The following is a 20,758-nucleotide window of genomic DNA, read 5'->3' as shown; positions in this document are numbered from 1 at the left end:
AAAGTATAAAGATTTTGTTATATTCAAGGTATACTACTACATCTTAAGTATTCTGAGAATCTATAATATGGAGTGGAGATGATAAGATGTCGTACTTTAGGAATATTAACAGGATATATAATGTGTACTAGTATGTGTTGCGTTTCAATTTTCATAAAGATAACCTTTAAGAATAATTGAAGATAACCGTTGTTACATGATTGAAAAGGAGTGAAGGAGTATGCATTTTAAAAAATCTGTTTTAAAAAATCATTTATTGTATAGCATTATAACTTTAATGGCTATAGCAATGCTATTTCCTATTACGGCATTTGCACAAGCTTATGTACAAACATGGGATCTTGTTGATTCTGGCAAACATCTAGACTATGACGGAAACAGCACTTACATGAGTTATATTAACACTGGGGCTGCCACATGGAATGCATATAAATCTGGAGTAATCAGAAAAGACAGTGCTTTTGTTGTAGAAGATGTATACGTAAGCGATGTCAATGCTTCGAATGGATGGGCAGGCATGACATATTCTAGTGGTAAAATTGAACTCAATACCTATTATATGAGCGGTTATAGTAATAGTAAAAAACAGAATGTAGCGACACATGAATTGGGACATGCATTAGGGTTGGATCACAGTACTTCAACAGATGTTATGGATGCAGCAATTACGGGACATACTAGTACGCAGGCATTATCTCAAAATGATAAAGATTCATATGATGCCGCATATAATAATTATTAGGGGAGGGAGAACGCTATGAAAAAATCAAGTATCTATGGTATTTTGTCTATTGTTCTTATCGTAGGAATGTTTTTTACAGGATGTGCATCCAAAAATAATGCAAGTCAACTGAATACAAATGTATCTAACTTGCCAATCCACCAGATGCACGCATCTTTTGTATATGATACTGATAACATTCGCGAAGCTGTTGGTATCTGTGATTACGTATTTGTAGCAAAGGTTGTCAGTTGCGATGGAACCGAGTATCGAAATGTTATAACGACTGAAGATGAAAAAGGAAATCCTAAGGAGGTCGGTTCGCCTTACACTAATTATACTATTCAGGTTCTCGAAAATATAAAAGGTGAACTTATTACAGATAAACCTATTCCTATTGTTAAACAAGGCGGAATTTCAGAAAAACAAGATGCTATTTATCTGTTTGAGAATGATTCACTGCCTTCCGAAAATTCCATTTATATCTTTTTGGCATATGCACAAGAGGATGGTTCGTTACTAATTTCTGGTCCAAATTCAAATGTAATGTGTAACGATTCGAATATGTATTCTATTAATTCTGTCTCAGAGGAAAAATCAGTTACAGAATACGATGAGTTTATTACATATAAAGATGCTAATGATAATGAGATTATTCCAGTTGATCGAGAGCGTTATAAATCTATATATGAGACTGACAATAATTAATCATTATTTCTGAAATATATAGATTAAAGATGGCAGGTAGGTGCTTAACCTATCTGCCATCTTTTCGGTTTTATACCTATATGTAGAACAGTTCGTGCATGTTGGGCTACCATTCGTGCATAGAGGGATTGAAAAAATTAAATACTCTGTTATATTAAGCACATACCATGGTAAACAAATAAAGTTGTCTGTAATTGTCAGACAATTAAGGAGGGGGGGGGTGAAAACGATGGACAATAAGCAAGTAAACAAGGCACCCCAGAAAAGTGCCCGTCTCGTACTTCAGGCAGTGACTGCTATTGCTCGAAGTAATGCAAATTCATTGTGCCGTGGTTTGTTGTATGAACCAAAAGTACCAACGCAGTTAAAAAAATAAGATTGGGAGGAATTGACTATGATGTTAAAAAGTTTAAAACAGAAGATTGCAAAAGTAGGTATTGGTTTGTTTTGTGCAGGATGTGTATTTCTTTCTTCAGCAGCATATTCTCAGGCGGCATCTTACACCGCTTATGCACTTAAACTGAATAAGACTAATAACTTTACCTCTATGCATGCAAAAACAACATCCGATGATTACATCACAAATGAGGTAACAGCAATTACCAATACCTCTTACGCAAATTTCTGGGCTGTCAATAACAGCAAGAGTAAAATATCTAATAAGTATAAGCAGGGTGTTGGAACAGGATCTTGTAATTTAATCTTTACCAAGAGCGGTTATAATTCTACTAACACACAGGTCGGTATGGGAATGGAAAATTATCAATCTCAATTATCAACTGCATTTGTAAGTGGAAATGTAGATTTTAGATAACAGAAGGGATGGGCATAAACCTCTTCGTGGGTTTATGCCCTTTTGGTAAAGATTATGAAAAAAATGGTTCTTATAGAAATCAAACATTGTATTGATCGTGCAGAATATAAAGTTGTTTTTATTGCTCTAATGATTTTAAATATTGCTTCGTATATTTTATGTGTAAAAAATGATATAGGAAAAAGTTATCAATTTATTCGTTCAGCAAATGAAAATTTCGTATTACAGGGCACTGAAGCGGCATATATTCCATATATAATGTATCTGTTATTGCCTGTTTATGCAACAATTATTGCATCACTTTCCTTAATAAGAGAAGAAAAAAGCAATAGTTCAATCCTACTTATTCAAAGAATCGGGAAAAAGAAATATTTAGCAGGAAAATTATTTGGCATTCTGATTGTAACCTTTTTGACAATAACAATACCAATGCTCATAAATTTATTATTATGCCACTTGACATATCCAATACATGGATATGACAGTGCTTGGGGAGAACCTGATTACGCTATAGGTTTGGTATCATATAACGCTGACAATTTTCTTGATATGGTGAGATTGCAACATCCAACTTTATATAATCTAATATACATTTTTAATTACGGAATTTTTGGCTCGGGATTAGCTATCTTAGCTTATGCTCTTTCATATTATAACAAAATGAAAGTTCTATATTTCGCAAAGATACCTGGTGCTTTGTTTATATTCTATATTGTTTTTAATTTGATTGTTTCTGTCTTTGGGCTAAATGAATTCTCTATACAAGGTTATATTATGCCTAATGTTCATGGAAATATAATAGGAGAAATTGTTCTGATATTGCTTATTTTTGGATTAAGTATTGGCATTATACAGAGAAAAATAAAAAATTATGAAGTTATATAAGAAAAAAATTTTGAATGTTAATGTTGGAAAATGCTTACTAGTATCACTTATAACATTTGTAATTAGATATTTTTATGCTAATGTGTACTTGGGGTTTCATAATAGTCTGGTTACAATAACAGAAGGAGTACGTTCACAAATATATTTTGGGGGAATACTAATAGATCATTCGTTTGACCTTATATCTTTATCATTTTTTGCGATTTTGTTTATCCTTGAGATTTGTTATCTTACAATGGACTTATTTAATGATGCAAATGATAACATGGTAATTCTACTTCCTCGTTATGGGAAAAAACACATAATTTATAAGGATATATTAATAAAAATGATATTACGTGACTGTATTGTAGTTGTTTCCGATTATTTGTTTTTTCTTTTTGTAGAGCATACCTCTAATGGCTTAGAAGATTTCAAAGTTATTTTTATGCTATTGATAGAGATTTTTCATTTGCAAATGATTAGTTATTTGTTTTCATTTTGGAAAGATTCAATTATAGGATACATCGTTGCATTTATTGTATTTTTTATTCCAGTAATGGTGTGTGGATTTTATTTTTCAATGGGAAATGTTATATGGAAAATTTGGCATTATTCCTTGCTACATATTCCTTTATTTAATTGGCATAACAAGCTTATTATATATTATGTCGAAGAAAATTACGAATGGACTACAAGCAATATAGATTTATTGAATTTTAAGTCAAGCTGTCTCATTTCAGTTATATCATCCGCTGTTTTGGTGTGGATAGGTAAATTTCTTTGCGAAAAAAAACAAATATTGTGAGGTGAATGATATCCATGAATTTATATGTAAAATCTATTTCAAAGTCAATTAAAGGTGAAAAAGTGCTTGATGATATCAGTTATACATTTGAATCTGGTAAAATATATGGAATATATGGTAAAAATGGTTCAGGTAAAACAATGCTACTCAGAGCCATTGCAGGTTTTATAAATACAGACAAAGGATACATAAAATATAATCACAAGGCATTACATAAAGATATGGATGTTTTACCAGATTTAGGAGCTGTTATTGAAAATATTTCTTTTTGGAGTATGTATTCAGGATTTGAAAATTTGAAAATGCTTTCCAATATAAAAGGAATTGTATCAGATGAAGAAATATATGAAATAATGATATACTTTGGTCTTGATCCCAAATCAAAGAAAAAAGTAAATAAATATTCATTAGGAATGCGTCAAAAACTAGCTCTTTGTCAAGCACTGATGGAACATCCAAAAATTTTGCTTTTGGATGAGCCAACTAACGCATTGGATCAGCATAGCATTGATTTATTTCGTGAACGTATATTGGAAGAAAAAAAGAATGATACCATTACTATACTGACAAGCCATAATAAAGAAGATATTGAAATATTAGCGGATGAGAAGATATGCATGGAATTTGGTAAAATTAAGGAGTTGATGTAATGAAGAAATTTGTATTAACTATCTGTGTTGTAATCATTTGTATGGTGACAGCCTTATTCTATGGAAAGACTGGGATAAAAACAACTACAGGGGTTCATGATCCTGATATTGCTTTATCAGAAAATACAGCTATGGAAATTTTCTATACAGGAGGGCAGAAAACTTCTTACTTTAACAATGAAAGTAATTACTCATTGGATGATATGGAAAAAGATTCTTCTTTAATAGCTCGTATAACTGTAACAAATTCTCGTGAAATGAGTTTACGATCAACAAAAACAATGGTAAAAATAGAGGAAATCTATAAGGATAATTCTGCTAATCTTTCAGTAGGTGACTGTATTTACATTATAGAACCTGTATCATTTGTTAGAGGTGAAGAATTTTACACTAACGGATGGCAATATCTGAAGACCGAAGATACTTATTTAATATTTTTAAAAAATCTAGGATGTATTGATGGGTATAAATACACCAAAGAGGAAGAAAATTCATTTATGCCTGTATCGGAAATATATTCAAAGAGAAATCTAACTCATGATGAAAGTTGTGTGGTTTTTGATTCGGCGGAAACTCTCTATTCAAGTATATCTATGTTTGCATTTTTGACCTCAGAAAAAACTATAGTAGATAATTATGAGAAAATATGGAAAAACATTACAAATTCAGGTAAGTATGAATGATTTAATTATTTATGAATGAATCTCTCCTATTCTATTTCCTGTGAGAAGCGTATCAATGTTAGAAATTCATGGAGATACTGAATTAAGCAATATGGAATCATTCAATCTTAAAGAAACTAAAAATGGAGATAATAGAAATTGAATAAAAAGAAATTGGCAAAGAGTGTTGTAGGCATTGCTTTAATTGTAAGTGTAGCTATACTTATCGTTGTATGTGTTGGAAAAATAAAGCACATTCAGAATAAAAAAAATATTATTGGTACATGGAAGAATGCAAATGCAGAGGAAGTGTTTACCTTTCAAGAAAATGGAGGACTTGTTGTAAACAAAGATATGCCCGAATTGGGTATTACCTGTGGCAATGCATTATATAGCATATCTTCCTCAAATATGATTTTTGTGGAACAGAGAGATAATAGCGTGAATTTTGAGATAGAAGTAGATCAAAACGAATTAACAATCTTCTTTATGGGTCATAAATATTGGGAATTAACAAAATAGCAATTGCATATAAAGCGATACTCATGATATCCATAACCATAAAATATAGAGCCGATGAATCACTCGTTATTTCGATTGTGAGTTATCGGCTCTATTTCATTATTTATGGAAGGGCTAAAGAAATATCGTATTTTATAGAAATACTTTTGACAGATTTCTTCTCATTTTTATGTTCTTTTATCAAGTGCTATACCATTCCATATTCATCGCATTCACCCAATCTTGCATTTCTGAATCAAGATACAAACGGGCATATTCTAGTGGATTGTCAATCGCCAGTGCATCCAACATTCGTTGAGAGTTAGGAGTAGTAATCAATCCATCTTCTGCCTTGCCACAGTCAATCCGAAGTATGTAGCCATTGTAATAATTGATGTCTATGATGTTGTGATATTTATTATATTCTGCATGAACGATATTCATATTGCAAAGTCCTTTCTCTTATCTGTTTCAGTTGTAGAAGCATCTTGACCAGTTCCAGCCGATTATGTGATTTATATAATGTTATTAGCTGTTACCGGATTTTGCTTCCCTTGTTTTTGCCCTTATGAGGTGTCGTAACACAAGGGAAAAGGATATAACATAAGGGAAAGTCTAAGGGAAAGCTCACTTGCCAAAACTGTAGTAAAATCAAGGCATTGCGGATTTTATCGTAACACTTTATAATACCAGTTAGGTGTTAAAGAATTGTAGGTATCAAAATTGTAATTTTCACTCTCAAGTCTCATAATTTCTATTCGCAAATCAATCATCTTTTCTTCAATATCTTCCGGGATATGTACAACACCTGCGTGCTCTTTTAAAATATGTTCTTCTTTTTTTAATGCTTGATTTACCAATTGAGCCGCTTCTTTATTTCTGTAAAAATAGCTTCTTGAAACTCCAGCCCTTTTAGCTAAAGCTGTTACATTGATGCTCTCACCAGATTTAAGCATATTTTCAATCTCTATTCTGACTATTTCTAAATTCTGCTTTGCCTTCTGTTTCTTCATCCGAACTATTTTATCATACTTCAATTTTAGCTCCTCCTATATTTTTTTCAGTAAAGCAATTTCTTTTCGATCCAACCGTTTTTTCAATGCATCTACCTCTTTTTGAAGATCAGTACACCTTTGAGCAAGCTGCGCATTTTCAAGTTTCAGCCTCTGGTTTTCAGCTTCAGACTTTCCAAAATCTTCCCTGATAGCCTGTAGTTTGCTATCTCTTACAAACTGATTCCGTGCCGTTTGCCCTTCTCTAATTGGTGAAATTTGCTTAGTAACCTCGTCCAACTTCTGGCGTACTAACATATTTTTATAAAAGAAACCTCTGGATAAGCCCGTACAACGAGTTAGTTCCGTCACAGAAACTTGAACACCTCTGGACTTCATATCCTCTATCGCCTGTATGGCCTTTTCAACTTTCTTCTCACTCTCTGCTCTGTTCACGGCTATCATCTTGTCATATTTCATAGCCATCCCACTCCTTCACAATATCCAGCAAAATCATATCAATCCTTTCTCTGGCTGCCCGTGTTTCATCTGCCATCATTTTGTTCCCGATTTTGCGGTAATAAGACACACTTTGCAAAGTTTTATGCCCAAGGAGCCTTGCGATCATCCAGTCATCGATATGCATCTCTGTTAATTTTTTTCCATAGCAATGCCTGAACATATGGGTCCCAAAGTTTAGCAGCTCCCCGTTCTCATCCCGTATATCGTTTCTCCTAATCAGTTTCATAACCTGATTCTGAAGCATGCTATATTGAAATGGCTTTGATGGGTCATCCTTCTTTACAAAAATATATTCTGTTTTTCCATACTGCTGTTCCGTGTAGTCAATAGCTTTTATAATAAGTCGGGCCACTTCATCACTAATAGCTTTTTTGTATGTGATTGATTTTACCTGCTCAATCCTTATAAAATACCGGTTTTCTCTAATACTCAAACAGTCTGTTTTCAGCGTAAGCGTATCTGAGATCCTTGTTCCCAGCAGTTGGTGAAGAATCAGAGCTCTGGCTATTTGCTCATCCATCTGGAAGATATACTCATTCAATCGCTTTATGGTTTCATCCGAGTAGAAGCGAAACAGGTATCTCGGCGTACTTGGGAAATCATTGCTTATAAATAAACATTTAATGTCCTGTCTGTCATAATGATTACCAACATCTTCTATTACCCGCCTTAAGCTATATAAATCGGTACGATAATTTTTCCTGTCTTTTGCCTCGGTCTGGAGATAGATCAAATACTTTTCTATGATATCCCGTGTTAAATCCAGTAAGGATTGTATATCCGTGTGCCTTAAAGCCAGGTATTTGCAAAACCTCTTGGTCGCTGTCATTTCAGCAATAATGGTTCCTAATGCTTCATATTTTAAATGCATAAAAATTGCCGCTTTGACTTCCTTACGGATAACCTCTTGATTGATTGGCTTAAAACTTATAGTCTTTACATTCTTTATTGGATTTATCCGAAGGGGGAAGTCGAACTTATCCAGCCGCCAGATGTCCCTGTCCTGTTCTGAGCATTCTTCATTCTTTTGGGAATACTCCAGAATTTTTTTCATATGTTTAACCATATTTGGAGTTTCTATAGCTGTAATTCCAGAAATTTCCCGATACTTCTTACTCGTAAGAGCGTATCCTTCTTCAAGCATCCAGCTTTTTAACTGCAGAATGATTTTGTTCTCATCTTTATACCTAAGCGCCTTAATATCTTTATCAATCAGGAAGTGACAGATATTATTATAATAAAGGATTTCAGAAGCCAAGCTGCTTGGTGCAAGCCTCTTTCCTCTTTCCCAAATGAAATCCTCCAGCAGGCTCTTTACCTCTTCCGAGGGGAGTCCATCTAAATCAAAGTAACGTTCTTTTCGAATCCGCATTTTTGATTTCTGTTCTTCTGTAGCATTGATATAACAATCCAGCTCATAGATATGTATCTTATTTTCCAGTTTTCTCACCTCTCTTTTTCGGTATAATCCCAGCTGCAAGGGCGTTACCAGGCTGTCTAAAATAGTCCGTATTGGCTTGTTCTATCCTCTTTGGCATATAGTCTATATACTGCTTCGTCATATCTTCATTGTTATGACCCAAATAATCGCGTATTGTCTGAATAGATACTCCATTATCATAAAGACCGCTTGCCATAGTATGCCGGTAATCATGAGTTTTAAATTTATCTCCGGAAAGGCACACGCCATATTTCTTACAGTTTGATCTAAAGCCTTTGAGGAATGTTCCTGTCCGATATGCACCTCCATCTTGTGCTTTAAAAAGGAATTCCGTAGTTTTAATCTGATGCTTTTTTATATAAATCTTCATGATCCGATAAAGTACCAACGATATTGGAATCATCTTCTCCGCTTTCATCTTAATCTGATATACTTTGAGCCAGGCATCTTCTCCATCCCAATAATAAGCACCCCCTTTCAGAGTACAAACCTCGCTGATTCGCAATCCGGTTGCCCATAGGTTTAAGAAAATCAAACGTTGGACTTCCGGAAAATATTTCAGCTTGTTTAAAATCTCCATGTACTTATCTTCTTGAACGCTCCGGTCATGATGATAAGGATGGGCTTTTAAACTATAGTAGCCAGGATCAAAGACTTGCTTCTTAATATATCCTTTGACATTCAGATATTGGAAAAACTTATAAACATCAAATATCTGTCTGTTTACTGTCTCCGCCTTATTTCCCTCATCTATAATTAAAGTAAAGTATTCGCCTATCTGCTCATCTGTAACTCGGCATATAGATTCCATCCCATCAAAATAGATTAAGAACCTTTTTATATAGCTAAGCTGGCTTCGAATATTATTGATTGTCAGGTTACCGATACCCACTTGATACCTCATATATTCCTGCAGCAGTTCCCGATTCTTCAAATTCAACACTTCATAAAATGTAAAACGATACACAGGATTGCTTGGATTGATTCGTTCCGGTGCGAAATTGAACCGTTCCAGATACCAAACATTCGCATGCCAATGAATTTCCTGTCCACTCATAAATAATATTTTGCGGCTGTTATCCACAATCTGCATGCTGTTTTTCACATTGACAACTTTGCCTGCAACAATTGTTTCTAACCCTTGTATCTGAGCTATCTCAAGGCATTCGATATCTCCGATTTCTTTCTCTATACAAAATTCGTACAGCCACTTTAAAGGAAGCAGATACCGAACCCTACGGTCCTTGCCGTCTTTTATATTTTCCAGTGCATAACATAACACTTGAAAGACCTGCCTCTTTAGCTTTTCTGATGCATTCCGGCTAAAGTCCCACACCAATTCGCTCTTATCATGAATATACTCAAACTCTGCAGCCAGATCCTGATCTGGAATATAGGGCAGGAAAATCACTTGTTTTTCATATTTAAGCTGCATTCGGTTTCTTCCTGAAACAGTTGTCATCTCTTTTCTGATATCAAATTGTTTGATTCGATCCAGTGCTTTTAAATACTCAAAAGTTTTAGATGAAGATTTTGTTTTCTTTAATTCACTTTCATACAGTTTCCGGATACCATAATCCACTTCTCTGATATGATGTATCCCTTGGCGTATCAAAAAGTTCCTGACATTCCCTTTCAGCTTACTTTGGGCTGTATCACACTGCTCAATTTCATTTATCAGTTCTCCGTATTCATTTTGGATAAGTTCCTGCTTAAGTCTCCGTAAAGATCCTGATAATTGAAAAACCTGATTTTTTGTAAAGCGGCCTGTTTTTATCAAAAAGGATTTATAGTTACAGAAATCTTTTTCTTCTATTAGCAGAACATCATATATTCCTGCCTCTGCCAGGTAGTACTCTGCATATTCCCAGCCTATACTCGGTGCTTCATTTCCTTTTGTCAGTTGAGTGCGAAGGTAGTCCAACTTTTCTTGAAGTTCCGTATTTAATATTCTTAATGCAGGCACATAGTTCCCTCCTTAAAGCAACTTATCAACTCCATATATGGATTGATGCTGTCCATAAAATTTTTCACTGACTTCAATCAGCTCTTCATCTGAAATATTCAGATATCTCATCGTTGTCTCTATATTTCGATGTCCCAGTGCTTGGCTTATAAGTTCCAGTTTCCATCCCGCTTTTCTTCTGGCGTTTGCAAAATAGTGACGAAGCATATGAGGAGTTACCTTTATCCCTGTTTTCTTTTGCAAACGTTCCATTAAGGCATACACACCTGTATCTTGCATAGGCTTTCCCGCATAGTCCCCGGCAATGTTAATAATCAAATACTCCTGTTGAAAGATAAGGTCTTGATATTCCTCCATATAGAATTGCAAGATTTCAAATGTTGCATCACTGATTTTAACCTTCCGATACTCTGCATTTTTTGCTCTGGCCTCATTTTCATTATCTTCACGGAAGTTGACATATAATAAATGCCTCTCATAATCAATATCTGTCGCATACCTGACTCCTAAGAGTTCACCGATGCGAAACCCTGTTTCCGCTAATAATAAAAGCAGGATTTGATCGCGGCAATTGGCACATGCCTTTAATAGCCTCACAATCTTATCCTGCTCGATGGTTTTTCCTATATGCCCTTTTTCCTGTAAATACCCGTGAAAACTATTTCGATGGATGGTTCTTCTTACTCCCACAGAATTATTTACAATAATTCTCATATCTGAAAGAACCTTCAATTGCTTCACAGGCTCATCCTGTCGTCCCGCAAATCCATAAAATCGGAATACCTCTTTCAAATATGCATTACATGTTTCATTACACGGATTCTTTTTGAGATTATCCCCACTATGTAGTCCAGCTTGCAGCCATATTAAATAATCTGTAAAATGTTCCTGCTGTTTGTCATATTTCATTTCCCATATATCATCCAGTCTAAGAGAATATTCGTCCAGATAATTCAGATAATAAGAAATTGCTCCAGCACTTCTTCTGACTGTATTTGGGGATAGCCTTGATCTCTTTTTATGCATCAAGTACTTGGTGGGTAATAGTACGATATCCTGGCTTTCCACTTCACGAATAAAGTAATATTTTTCGTGGTTTTCCATCTGCGAATCTACGATATATCTTGCCACATTACCCTCTCCTTTCCTCTAACGCTATACACAGTATATTGCGTAAACGTCCATATAGCTATTCACAAAGACCACTGAAATTAGGCCCTTTCTATTCCCTTTATCCAAGCACTACCAACAAAGCCCTTCAGTCTATCTGGTAGCTTCCAGCAATACGAAATGCTATCGACAGAAGTACAATAAATCCAACTGTCAACCCCAGCAATATTCCCAGTACCCACACCATATTGTCACCTCTTCATTTCAATAATTTATTACATCCCCATCTCTGCCGTTATTACCATCTGATCTTCCTCTTGAAAGTATTCATCTGCAGTATTACGGCTTATCGCAAGAATAGATCCGGCTTCTTTTTCTCCCATCTGAATAGGTGCCAGATAACCAATTATCTTTCGACACAGTTTTTGGTCTGGACAGGTATCAAGAAAGACCATGCTGGTATTCACTACCAGGCGATCCAATACATCCGTAATAACTATTTTTTCTGCGTCATATCCCTTTTTACCAATAAAATTTGCCATATTCTCTGGTGCCAAGGAAATCAGGTATTCCTTCCTGGGACCGCCATCCAATGGATACACATAGGCATAACCCATACTTTCAGAATCCATAATGTCCTGAATCATTTTTCTACTATCTGATGTCATAGCCCTATCCCCTTTCTAACAGTATCTCAAAATATCCTGCCTTCCTGGGGCGACCATATCTCTACGTTTAGAGATTCTGCCATAGCCTGTATCTGTGCCAGCTGCATAGACGAATAGGACAAGGGATTTCTGTTTATAACCAGCATAACATTTGCTCTCCCCTTTTTTGCCACCTCTATGAAATGTCTGAATCCCGGACGATCCATAAGCGGTCTGCTTCCGCAGTCACTGGAACTTCCAATGGTTTCGAATTCCCCCTGTTCTGCATAATCATAAAGGCGTTTAAACTGCTCTTTCAGTCTGCCATGAGTATCTTCTGGTGCATCAATGGCACAGTAGATCCATGCTTGTTTTATCTTCTCCACTTAATCCCTCCCCCGTCTCTCTCCTCTATTACCATAAGCACCATCCCGTCTCAAAATTTCATTAAGCCCAAAGCTTACCGCAATGGCATGGTCGATCTCATGCATGGTGCTGACATTCAATCGCCCTATGTATTCCCGCAGTCGTGTTCTGTCTATTGTCCGTATCTGCTCCAACAAAACCATGGAATTGTTATGCAGTCCTTGCAGATCATCTTCTAAGCGAATATGCGTGGGAAGGATACGCTTCCCTTGACGGCTGGTGATCGCCGCCGCGATCACAGTAGGGCTGAATCGGTTACCCACATCATTTTGAATGATCAATACCGGGCGTACTCCTCCTTGTTCGGAGCCGACAACAGGTGTCAGATCCGCATAGTAGATATCACCTTTTCTAATACCCACATCAGAACCTCCTTTCCGGCTTCATATCACAAGGACGGCGACAGGTGGAATCGGACTGTAAAAATCTTTGCCTCCATGTATGGACACCTGCTGCCGTAGTTTCTAATATGAAAACTTACTTGTTCTTCGCTTCGCGTGGCTCCTATTCGACACTACTCCCCGGAGCCGGATGCACTTTATGCACCCTTGGGCGGTAAACACAGACCGGCCTCGGCTTAAGGCCGTCATGGGCATTTCACCCCTCCGAGGATCTCTCCGAGCCGTCCTCATTGCGTGATCCCGCTTCTTGCGGGGCTGTGACTGGACGGAAGTATCATGATAGGCTGTTCAGGTCATGGCAGGCAGCCGGCCGAGGCTGCTTTGGGATGGATAGTTGCCGCTCTGCACCTTTGATGCTTTTCTTTTAACAAGTACTCTGACTACCTGCAGGTGGTCCTCGCGTATCCTCCGCAATGCTTTCCCTTTTGGGCTTGAACAGCTAAAGTATCTGTGTTTCCGGATATGACCGTCATGAACGGTATTTTTCAAGGAGCGGATGAGGGAAATTGACCCTCTCAATTACTTCCACGTTGGCAGACCGGTTTGACAACCCACGAGAACAAATTTTTTTAAAAATTTTCCATCAGATGACGCAATCTCTTTAAAATGTTTTGTCTCCGCTTATTGACAGCATTCTGGGAACATCCTAATTCTTTTGCCAGACACCGCTCCGTCCGTTCCTCAAAATAGAGCTGAACGATCAGATATCGGTCATCCTCAGACAGGCAGAGGATCGCACTGTACAGTTGCTCGATCTCCATACGGAGGATGGCCTGTTCCTCCGGTCCGGGTCCTTCGTCCCTGAACTGTACATCCGCTTCTTTCATCCGCTCGTAGGAATCTTCCCTACTCGGAATAACGGTCACGGTCTGCTTTTCCATGTCTATCACGATCTGTTCATTTTTTAAGTCATACTCCTGATACTGCATTTTTCTTTCCGATATCTTCAACACAGCAATAATTTCATTTTTTGCTTCCGGATAAACCTTTTTAAAGTCCGGAAGCCTATATGGCTTTGCCATTGCTTGTCCTCCTTCATTCTCGAATTGCGCGAAAACGAAGGACAAGCGGCGGGCCACGGCACCGTGGTTCCTGCTGTAGGCAACAAAAAAGAACGACTATACAGTTTTCTTTCGCTGTACAGTCGTTCTTTTCCTGTTTTACATGTTCTGTTGGTTCGCTTCTGTCGCCGCAAAAATCAGCGGAAGAAGCATCAATTTTTTTGGCTGTTCACCGTTCAGCCTGTTTAGGTGAGTCGCAATAGAATGTCGCTGCTTTTGATCAGCAGCGGCGCGGAATTAATCCAACGCATAAAAATGTCCCTCCTGATATCAACGATATCCGAGGGTTCTCTTATAAGCATGGCATATGTACCCGTCAAAATACCGTTTTTTTTGACGGGCTTCCATCTGGTATCAGGATACCAAGGAATAGGGAATTTTCAGGGGTGCAAACAGAGAAATCTTAGGGAATTTTAAAGCAGCCGCAGCAAACTTGCTACGACTGCTCTTTATTCTCATCTGTTGAGAATCGATACCCGATTCCCCACACATTTTTTATATACTCGGCTCCCGAAGGTGTCAACTTTTTCCTGAGCGATTTTATATGGGCCTTTACTGTTTCATCTACATTATAAACGGAATTTTCATCCCACACCATCTGATACAGCTGCTCACGGCTCAGTACCTGACCCACATGACTTGCCAGGCAAAACAGAAGATCAAATTCCTTTCTTGTAAGCTGAAGCTCTTCTCCGTTTAATGATACCTGTCTGCCAATTGGATCAATAACAAGATTTCCACCAAAAATCAGTGTATAGCCTCTCTGGCAGTCCTTACAGCTTCTCATATAATTTTGCATCAGGCACTCGGCTCTATCCCATGAAGCGGACAGACCATCCGGCTTGTCAAGGAAGTTATCCGAAACGATCCCTAAAGCATCATGATTATGCTTATCATTGACCATTCCTGACAATATCAAAATCGGTACCTGATGACTACTATGTATCTTGGATAAAAAAGCAATGCTTTCCTTCCGTGAAAATGAGCTGTCCAAAATTACCAAAAAGAATTGTTTTTCAAGAAATAGATACAATCCTTCATTTATGGAATGAACTATAAATAGTTTGGTATTATCCGTTTCAAGCCTCTTTTGGATGTCTTTAAAAGAAAGCGGATTCTTTGTAATGATTAAAATCTTTTTCCCCATAAATCATAACCCACCTCCATCGTAAAAAAGATAGCCCTCAAAACCTATTAATGAATAAAATTGGTATATTCAGCAATTTCCTGGACAGGAACAGGTATCCTTCCTTCACTCAGTTCAATACATTTTAAAAAAAATGCCATATTATTTCCCAGTGTTCTCATCGTCTGCATTCCCTCCAGATCCTTTCGTACCTCATCTGGATTTGTCCCATGAACCATATTCCAATATTGCGAAGTTATAATTGGCATTTGCATAAGGCCAAAATATTTATTCATCTGATCCCATGTAGCCGTAGTACCGGCACGCCGTGCTGACAATACCGCAGCCGTGGGTTTCAGATAAAATCTTCTGCCTCCGCTCTGCAGATCTGAATAGAATGCCCGATCCAAAAATGAAGTGATTGCCCCTGTTGCGCCTGCGAAATATACAGGTGAACCAAATACAAATCCATCATAATCTCCAGCTATCTCAAGAAACTCATTGACTGTATCGCTGAAAACACATTTGCCGAGCTTCCTGCATTGGTGACAGGCAATACACCCTGAAATCGATTTATTGCCGATCCAGAACAGATCCGTATCAATCTCATTTTTATTAAGCGCATCTGATACCTCACAAAGAGCTGTATATGTGCAGCCTTCTTTATGTGGGCTCCCATTTACAAGCAAAATTTTCATGCCATATTCCCCTTTATTCGTCAATTTATTGTAGTTTCAATCTCGTTTTTGTAATGCCCGACTACCCATTTAAGGATATCATCCTCCTCGAAAACCACATTGCCTCCTCCATGATAATTGCTTGTAACACCATGTTCTGCAAACCATTCATCGTCCGGAGTCCGGATCTGGAGCATCTGAGAAATATCATCATCACTCCAGCCAGCCTTCCTATAAGCGTCATAAAGATGCTCGTAAGCCTCCCTCGCACGCCTTGATCCATAATATTCATCATTTTCAGCCATAAAAATATAAACTGATACAGTATTTTCTGCTATTGGGGCATACTCTCCATCCCACTGAGATGCACCATGGAGATATGCAGCATAGATATCCGGCCGCATAGAGACAGCCTGAGACATAGTTTCTCCCCCTGCGGAATAACCCGAAGCATAGACCCTGTCCGTATCCACGGAATAATGATTTATGAAATATTCCGTAAGCTCTATCGCCTGCCTTGCTGACGTCTCTCCCCAGTCCTCAAGCTGGGCGGAAACCACAATCATGTCCTCCGGAAGCTCTGTCCAACATAAAAATCCTCGCCAGTTGAGGTTATTTCCTGAGGAATCCTCACCAAACCACATCATGTCATAGCCGGGCATGGTCATCATGAGGGGATATTTCCTGCTTTCATCATAGTCCTCCGGAAGATAATAGCTGTAATGAATGATTCCTGTTTTCCCCTCAAGGATCTGTTCCGCTATCAGTCCAGTTTTGATACTGCTCTCAGTTGCTACAGGCACTTCCTCTGATACCGTCCCTTCATTTAAAGCAGCAGTGTCAATTACCTGACTTACCCCCGCCGTTTCAGCTGAAGCCTCCACTGTCTTCCCGCAACCGGAAACCAGAAGCATCAGACTCAGACAAAGTGAAATAAAACATGAGCTTTTGCTGAAAGCAATTATCTGATAGCCTCTCTTATGTTTTCGATCCAGTGCTCTGCTCATCTCATGCTCTCCTATTACACGCTCCTTGTCTTTCCCATGTTTGTAAGCATTTCCACAGTGGCAGGATCATAGTGGTCAAAAAACAGGCTCTTACCCTCGTCCAGAGCCCGGATCGCATTCATATCATCCTCTGTGAGCTTAAAATCAAAGACATCTATGTTCTGCTCCATGCGCTCCTTGTGCGTGGACTTTGGGATGGCCACCACATCCGACTGGATCAGGAAACGAAGGGCGATCTGAGCTGCGCTCTTTCCATACTTTTCACCGATCCCGACCAGTACCGGATTTGTAAAACAGCTCTTTTTGCCCTCGGCAAAGGGGCCCCAGGCCTCGTGCTGCACTCCGTACTTCTTCATATATTCATGGGCGATCTTCTGCTGTTGGAACACATGTGTCTCCACCTGGTTTACCATGGGGCTGATCTCCGCAAACTGACACAGGTCAATCAGCCTGTCAGGATAAAAGTTAGATACGCCTATGGCTCTCAACTTTCCGGCCTTATAGGCCTCCTCCATGGCACGATATGCGCCATAGTAGTCCCCGAAGGGCTGATGGATCAGCATCAGGTCAAGATAATCGGTCCTGAGATTTCTAAGGGACTTATCTATGGAAGCCTTTGCTTTCTCATAGCTGGCATTGGACATCCAGATCTTCGTGGTGAGGAAGAGTTTCTCTCTTTGCACGTTACACTTTGCTATAGCCTCTCCCACAGCCTCCTCATTGCCATAGGACTGAGCAGTGTCGATGGAACGATAACCCACCGAAACAGCCTCCAGCACGCAGCGCTCACACTCTGCATTTGAAACCTGAAAAACTCCGTATCCAATCCGCGGCATTCTCACGCCATTACTTAATGTTGTATATTCCATAATATGTGTCTTCCTTCCTGAGTAAGAGTATTGATGTCTCTCTAAAATACAAATCCTTACATATTATTAAAAATATCCTCCAGCCAGTCAGCATAGTCCCTAACCCAGCCCCCATCTGCTCCGAAGCCGTGGGGCCAGCCATTCAGTACGATACGGCCGGTAGGAATATCCATACTGCTGATAACACCGTATTGCTGTTCAAACTGGCGGTAAAACGGATCCTCCGTACCATAGACATAAAATGTGGGCGGAAGTTCTCCTTCCGACAGCCACTGTGGATCCATATTGCCGACGCTGAGCCTGCCGTAAAACGAATATATCATACCTGCTGCACTTGCATGGGCAGGGAAAGCGTCCAGTTCATCAGGCACATAATCTGCATCAAGGGAGCTTCCATTTACCATCTCATCATAATGCATCAGAAATTCTCCAGCCTGAATGCCTCCCGCAGAAAAGCCCATGACCGCTATATCATCAGGATCTATCCTGTAAATGTCTGCATTTTTTCGGATAAACCTTACTGCTCTGGCCACATCCAGAGCGCCCTCCTCCTGGCTATAGGGACTCAGCCTGTAATCCACGATAAAGGTCTGAAAGCCAAATTGTCTCAGGGCCGCTGCGGTCGGAAGAGAATCGGTGTAGTTTCCACGAAACTGATAGGCACCTCCTGCCATCAGTACTACCGCACCTCTGGGCTCCGTGCCCTCCTCTACTGGGATCGAGGTTACAAACGGCCTAAAATCCCAGTCATCAAAGTAACCCCTCATATCTTCGGTAAACCTTGTTACCGCAGGCATATTTCCCTCTTCCCATAGGTAAAATGCCTCTATCCTGTCAGCCTTTGGAACTGCATTCAGTACCGTGATCTCAGTTTCCGGTTCCGGCATCCTCCTGAGCATAGCGGTCCTTCCCATATCGCTTATGCGTCCGCTTCCATAGTTATAAGCTTCTGGGAAATCCTCAGGTGTTGCTACCGTATCCTCCGATGTACCCTCCCTAAGATCCTGTCTCTGTTCTAAGCTTATCCCTGTACTTTCATCTGTACTCTGTCCTTTTAACATTGCTTCTTCCACTGCCGAAAGGCCCTCCATCAGCTTTTCTCCTTCCGAAGCATCATTTTCCTCCTGGTATAATACCTGCTCAGTCGAGGTCTGTCGGAAGCTCCCATTTTCAGATCTACATCCTGTAAGACATGCTACTGCAACGAAGAATACGGCAATGATTGATCGTTTTCTCATGTTTTAAGGTGTTCCCTTTCAGTATTATTTTTGCTATAAGATGACAGTAGACATATCTGCCATCCTTTTTCGGTCACGATCTACAATATCTAAGCCAAAGTGCATCCCCATTTAAAGCCTTAGCTTCCTTCAGGTGTAATGCCACAGGGATTCTTTCAGGAGAAAATGCTGAGTGCTCAAAGATAGAAACCGAATCCGTACCACCATCAGCTACCGGCGCAATAACCAGGCTCAGCTCATCAATAATCCCCTCAGAAGCAAACGACCAGTTGATAATACCTCCGCCCGCCACCATCAGTTTCTCTATGTCAAATAAATTGCGCAGTTTCTGTAAAAGAAGGGGGCAGTCCAGCCGGTCTTTCCCTGCGAACACATAGGAGACCCCTTGCTTTTGCAGATAGGCGAGATATGCCGGCGACGCCTGCTCAGTCAGTGCCTCGATCACATGGGTGGCGGGGCGTCCCTTCTTCTCAATGGTGGAGGAGGAAAACGCCAGCTCTCCCACAGGATCTACGGATACAATGAAATTGCCAAGAACTTTTCCTGCGGGGTTTACCCAGTCCTTTGGGGACGGTAAAGTATCACCGACAGAAAGCGCGCCGACCCGTCCGTCGACATAACCGCCCAGCATGGTAGTTGTGCCGTACAGGGTGGCCTGACAGCTATAAAAGCCACGCAGCTCGCCATAGGCTTTGAGTGCCGGAGCTGCCTCCGGCGCACCGAAGAAAGCCCCGTCAATTTTCCCGTCAAGGGAAGCGAGCATATGGCATACAACAAAAGGCCGCTCCATCTTATTCTTCTCCATAAACATCTTTCGCCATCCGCAGGGCTGCCCACGCCTTGGGCCATCCGGCATAAAAAGCGAGCTGCGTCAGAGCTTCGCTCATTTCCGTGGCAGTCACGCCGTTTGCCTTTGCCCGTTCGATATGATGGAGAAGCGAAGTATCCAGAATCCCGCTGGCCATCAGGGCAGATACTGTAATCAGGCTGCGATCGCGGGGAGAGAGCTTATCCTCCCGTGACCAGACCTCTCCAAAAAGGACGTCATCATTTAACTCCGCAAATTTCGGGGCAAATTTGCTCATGGCATCTCTGCCTGCTGTTACTTTATCCATAAGAATCCATTCCTTTCGATTAGACTTATTTTAGTTTCGCATATTCCGTTTCGTCCACCGGTTCCAGCCACTCTGCTTTGGAGCCGGGAATAGAAATCGCCACATGAGCAAACCAGCTGTCCGGAGCAGCTCCGTGCCAGTGCTTTACTTCCGGCGGGATGTTGACTACATCGCCGGGATGCAGTTCCTGAGCGGGCTTTCCCCACTCCTGATAATATCCGCGCCCTGCTGTGCAAAGCAGGATCTGGCCGTCATTATGATGGATATGCCAGTTATTCCGGCAGGCCGGTTCAAAGGTAACATTGGAAACAGAAACACCCATATCGCTTAAAGGGCAGAGATAGCTGGCCCCGCTGAAATACTTCCCGGCCACCGTGTTGGGGCCGCCCTGCGGGAACAGATTGTGAAATTCACCGCTCATATCCTTCGCCT

27 protein-coding genes are annotated in these 20,758 nt (G+C 39.7%); 9 read left to right on the top strand and 18 right to left on the bottom strand.

Going from position 1 to position 20,758, the window contains the following annotated elements; genetic code table 11:
- Positions 1 to 220 precede the first annotated feature (220 nt).
- The 9 genes from LK436_RS02820 (at position 221) to LK436_RS02780 (ending at position 5,749) form a co-directional block, all read left to right on the top strand.
- Positions 221 to 742 (top strand): matrixin family metalloprotease, encoded by a 522-nt coding sequence (locus LK436_RS02820; protein ID WP_008397006.1) that lies wholly within the window; start codon positions 221 to 223, stop codon positions 740 to 742.
- 15 nt (positions 743 to 757) lie between these two features.
- Positions 758 to 1,429, top strand: a complete 672-nt coding sequence (locus tag LK436_RS02815; RefSeq protein WP_008397007.1) for a hypothetical protein — start codon at positions 758 to 760, stop codon at positions 1,427 to 1,429.
- 229 nt (positions 1,430 to 1,658) lie between these two features.
- Positions 1,659 to 1,805, top strand: coding sequence for a cyclic lactone autoinducer peptide (locus LK436_RS02810; protein ID WP_015568874.1), 147 nt, complete (start codon positions 1,659 to 1,661; stop codon positions 1,803 to 1,805).
- An 18-nt stretch (positions 1,806 to 1,823) separates the two neighbouring features.
- The gene (locus LK436_RS02805; protein WP_008397010.1) at positions 1,824 to 2,243 is read left to right on the top strand and encodes a hypothetical protein; all 420 of its coding nucleotides are present in this window, start codon (positions 1,824 to 1,826) and stop codon (positions 2,241 to 2,243) included.
- Positions 2,244 to 2,297: 54 nt separating this feature from the next.
- Entirely contained in the window at positions 2,298 to 3,128 is an 831-nt protein-coding gene (locus LK436_RS02800; RefSeq protein ID WP_008397012.1) for an ABC transporter permease subunit, read from the top strand.
- Entirely contained in the window at positions 3,115 to 3,915 is an 801-nt protein-coding gene (locus tag LK436_RS02795) for a hypothetical protein (RefSeq protein ID WP_008397014.1), read from the top strand. The genes LK436_RS02800 and LK436_RS02795 overlap by 14 nt, the downstream gene beginning before the upstream one ends.
- A 14-nt stretch (positions 3,916 to 3,929) precedes the next feature.
- Positions 3,930 to 4,565 (top strand): ABC transporter ATP-binding protein, encoded by a 636-nt coding sequence (locus LK436_RS02790; protein WP_015559483.1) that lies wholly within the window; start codon positions 3,930 to 3,932, stop codon positions 4,563 to 4,565.
- A complete protein-coding gene (locus LK436_RS02785; protein WP_008397017.1) occupies positions 4,565 to 5,248 on the top strand; it encodes a hypothetical protein in 684 nt (227 codons plus the stop codon). Before LK436_RS02790 ends, LK436_RS02785 begins: the two co-directional genes overlap by 1 nt.
- Before the next feature lie 138 nt (positions 5,249 to 5,386).
- On the top strand, positions 5,387 to 5,749 hold the full coding sequence (locus LK436_RS02780) for a hypothetical protein (protein ID WP_008397018.1): 363 nt from the start codon (positions 5,387 to 5,389) through the stop codon (positions 5,747 to 5,749).
- A 180-nt stretch (positions 5,750 to 5,929) separates the two neighbouring features.
- On the opposite strand, the gene LK436_RS02775 is transcribed toward LK436_RS02780, so the two are convergent.
- The 18 genes from LK436_RS02775 to LK436_RS02690 form a co-directional block, all read right to left on the bottom strand.
- Positions 5,930 to 6,172 carry a DUF6061 family protein gene (locus tag LK436_RS02775; RefSeq protein ID WP_008397019.1) on the bottom strand — a complete coding sequence of 81 codons (243 nt, stop codon included), beginning with the start codon at positions 6,170 to 6,172 and terminating at the stop codon, positions 5,930 to 5,932.
- A gap of 224 nt (positions 6,173 to 6,396) precedes the next feature.
- Positions 6,397 to 6,765, bottom strand: a complete 369-nt coding sequence (locus LK436_RS02770) for a DUF6262 family protein (RefSeq protein WP_049932074.1) — start codon at positions 6,763 to 6,765, stop codon at positions 6,397 to 6,399.
- A gap of 12 nt (positions 6,766 to 6,777) precedes the next feature.
- Positions 6,778 to 7,200, bottom strand: coding sequence for a DUF6262 family protein (locus LK436_RS02765; RefSeq protein ID WP_227910160.1), 423 nt, complete (start codon positions 7,198 to 7,200; stop codon positions 6,778 to 6,780).
- Positions 7,190 to 8,692, bottom strand: a complete 1,503-nt coding sequence (locus LK436_RS02760) for a tyrosine-type recombinase/integrase (RefSeq protein WP_008397023.1) — start codon at positions 8,690 to 8,692, stop codon at positions 7,190 to 7,192. The genes LK436_RS02765 and LK436_RS02760 overlap by 11 nt, the downstream gene beginning before the upstream one ends.
- Entirely contained in the window at positions 8,673 to 10,649 is a 1,977-nt protein-coding gene (locus LK436_RS02755; RefSeq protein ID WP_008397024.1) for a tyrosine-type recombinase/integrase, read from the bottom strand. The genes LK436_RS02760 and LK436_RS02755 overlap by 20 nt, the downstream gene beginning before the upstream one ends.
- Before the next feature lie 12 nt (positions 10,650 to 10,661).
- Positions 10,662 to 11,780 carry a tyrosine-type recombinase/integrase gene (locus LK436_RS02750; protein ID WP_044930881.1) on the bottom strand — a complete coding sequence of 373 codons (1,119 nt, stop codon included), beginning with the start codon at positions 11,778 to 11,780 and terminating at the stop codon, positions 10,662 to 10,664.
- A 254-nt stretch (positions 11,781 to 12,034) separates the two neighbouring features.
- Positions 12,035 to 12,427 (bottom strand): hypothetical protein, encoded by a 393-nt coding sequence (locus LK436_RS02745; RefSeq protein ID WP_044930883.1) that lies wholly within the window; start codon positions 12,425 to 12,427, stop codon positions 12,035 to 12,037.
- A gap of 26 nt (positions 12,428 to 12,453) precedes the next feature.
- Positions 12,454 to 12,792, bottom strand: a complete 339-nt coding sequence (locus LK436_RS02740; protein WP_008397027.1) for a recombinase family protein — start codon at positions 12,790 to 12,792, stop codon at positions 12,454 to 12,456.
- Positions 12,793 to 13,194, bottom strand: a complete 402-nt coding sequence (locus LK436_RS02735) for a type II toxin-antitoxin system PemK/MazF family toxin (protein ID WP_008397028.1) — start codon at positions 13,192 to 13,194, stop codon at positions 12,793 to 12,795. It lies immediately after the preceding gene.
- A 608-nt stretch (positions 13,195 to 13,802) separates the two neighbouring features.
- A complete protein-coding gene (locus tag LK436_RS02730) occupies positions 13,803 to 14,255 on the bottom strand; it encodes a sigma-70 family RNA polymerase sigma factor (RefSeq protein WP_044930884.1) in 453 nt (150 codons plus the stop codon).
- A 475-nt stretch (positions 14,256 to 14,730) separates the two neighbouring features.
- Positions 14,731 to 15,441, bottom strand: a complete 711-nt coding sequence (locus tag LK436_RS02725) for a winged helix-turn-helix transcriptional regulator (RefSeq protein WP_008397031.1) — start codon at positions 15,439 to 15,441, stop codon at positions 14,731 to 14,733.
- A gap of 47 nt (positions 15,442 to 15,488) precedes the next feature.
- The gene (locus LK436_RS02720; protein ID WP_044930886.1) at positions 15,489 to 16,118 is read right to left on the bottom strand and encodes a flavodoxin family protein; all 630 of its coding nucleotides are present in this window, start codon (positions 16,116 to 16,118) and stop codon (positions 15,489 to 15,491) included.
- A 20-nt stretch (positions 16,119 to 16,138) separates the two neighbouring features.
- A complete protein-coding gene (locus tag LK436_RS02715; RefSeq protein ID WP_227910159.1) occupies positions 16,139 to 17,104 on the bottom strand; it encodes a prolyl oligopeptidase family serine peptidase in 966 nt (321 codons plus the stop codon).
- 14 nt (positions 17,105 to 17,118) lie between these two features.
- Positions 17,119 to 17,973, bottom strand: a complete 855-nt coding sequence (locus LK436_RS02710; RefSeq protein ID WP_044930888.1) for an aldo/keto reductase — start codon at positions 17,971 to 17,973, stop codon at positions 17,119 to 17,121.
- 56 nt (positions 17,974 to 18,029) lie between these two features.
- Positions 18,030 to 19,211: an alpha/beta hydrolase gene (locus LK436_RS02705; protein WP_008397035.1), complete on the bottom strand. Its 1,182-nt coding sequence runs from the start codon at positions 19,209 to 19,211 to the stop codon at positions 18,030 to 18,032.
- Between the two features lie 73 nt (positions 19,212 to 19,284).
- The gene (locus LK436_RS02700; protein WP_044930890.1) at positions 19,285 to 20,001 is read right to left on the bottom strand and encodes a dihydrofolate reductase family protein; all 717 of its coding nucleotides are present in this window, start codon (positions 19,999 to 20,001) and stop codon (positions 19,285 to 19,287) included.
- A 1-nt stretch (position 20,002) separates the two neighbouring features.
- Entirely contained in the window at positions 20,003 to 20,326 is a 324-nt protein-coding gene (locus LK436_RS02695; RefSeq protein WP_008397039.1) for a carboxymuconolactone decarboxylase family protein, read from the bottom strand.
- 25 nt (positions 20,327 to 20,351) lie between these two features.
- Positions 20,352 to 20,747 carry a cupin domain-containing protein gene (locus LK436_RS02690; RefSeq protein WP_008397042.1) on the bottom strand — a complete coding sequence of 132 codons (396 nt, stop codon included), beginning with the start codon at positions 20,745 to 20,747 and terminating at the stop codon, positions 20,352 to 20,354.
- Positions 20,748 to 20,758: the final 11 nt, after the last annotated feature.

Origin of the sequence: Clostridium sp. M62/1 (genome assembly GCF_020736365.1) — a bacterium.
GTDB lineage: Bacteria > Bacillota > Clostridia > Lachnospirales > Lachnospiraceae > Otoolea > Otoolea saccharolyticum_A.
This window is presented reverse-complemented; position numbering and strand designations above follow the sequence as displayed.

Bases quoted from the DNA above. Each gene is read 5' to 3' on its own strand.
- LK436_RS02810 (WP_015568874.1), top strand. From the start codon at position 1,659: ATGGACAATAAGCAAGTAAACAAGGCACCCCAGAAAAGTGCCCGTCTC.
- LK436_RS02820 (WP_008397006.1), top strand. From the start codon at position 221: ATGCATTTTAAAAAATCTGTTTTAAAAAATCATTTATTGTATAGCATT.
- LK436_RS02815 (WP_008397007.1), top strand. From the start codon at position 758: ATGAAAAAATCAAGTATCTATGGTATTTTGTCTATTGTTCTTATCGTA.
- LK436_RS02800 (WP_008397012.1), top strand. From the start codon at position 2,298: ATGAAAAAAATGGTTCTTATAGAAATCAAACATTGTATTGATCGTGCA.
- LK436_RS02805 (WP_008397010.1), top strand. From the start codon at position 1,824: ATGATGTTAAAAAGTTTAAAACAGAAGATTGCAAAAGTAGGTATTGGT.
- LK436_RS02720 (WP_044930886.1), bottom strand. From the start codon at position 16,118: ATGAAAATTTTGCTTGTAAATGGGAGCCCACATAAAGAAGGCTGCACA.
- LK436_RS02695 (WP_008397039.1), bottom strand. From the start codon at position 20,326: ATGGATAAAGTAACAGCAGGCAGAGATGCCATGAGCAAATTTGCCCCG.
- LK436_RS02785 (WP_008397017.1), top strand. From the start codon at position 4,565: ATGAAGAAATTTGTATTAACTATCTGTGTTGTAATCATTTGTATGGTG.
- LK436_RS02705 (WP_008397035.1), bottom strand. From the start codon at position 19,211: ATGAGAAAACGATCAATCATTGCCGTATTCTTCGTTGCAGTAGCATGT.
- LK436_RS02775 (WP_008397019.1), bottom strand. From the start codon at position 6,172: ATGAATATCGTTCATGCAGAATATAATAAATATCACAACATCATAGAC.
- LK436_RS02690 (WP_008397042.1), bottom strand. From the start codon at position 20,747: ATGAGCGGTGAATTTCACAATCTGTTCCCGCAGGGCGGCCCCAACACG.
- LK436_RS02745 (WP_044930883.1), bottom strand. From the start codon at position 12,427: ATGACATCAGATAGTAGAAAAATGATTCAGGACATTATGGATTCTGAA.
- LK436_RS02790 (WP_015559483.1), top strand. From the start codon at position 3,930: ATGAATTTATATGTAAAATCTATTTCAAAGTCAATTAAAGGTGAAAAA.
- LK436_RS02715 (WP_227910159.1), bottom strand. From the start codon at position 17,104: ATGAGCAGAGCACTGGATCGAAAACATAAGAGAGGCTATCAGATAATT.
- LK436_RS02725 (WP_008397031.1), bottom strand. From the start codon at position 15,441: ATGGGGAAAAAGATTTTAATCATTACAAAGAATCCGCTTTCTTTTAAA.
- LK436_RS02795 (WP_008397014.1), top strand. From the start codon at position 3,115: ATGAAGTTATATAAGAAAAAAATTTTGAATGTTAATGTTGGAAAATGC.
- LK436_RS02765 (WP_227910160.1), bottom strand. From the start codon at position 7,200: ATGAAATATGACAAGATGATAGCCGTGAACAGAGCAGAGAGTGAGAAG.
- LK436_RS02710 (WP_044930888.1), bottom strand. From the start codon at position 17,973: ATGGAATATACAACATTAAGTAATGGCGTGAGAATGCCGCGGATTGGA.
- LK436_RS02730 (WP_044930884.1), bottom strand. From the start codon at position 14,255: ATGGCAAAGCCATATAGGCTTCCGGACTTTAAAAAGGTTTATCCGGAA.
- LK436_RS02700 (WP_044930890.1), bottom strand. From the start codon at position 20,001: ATGGAGCGGCCTTTTGTTGTATGCCATATGCTCGCTTCCCTTGACGGG.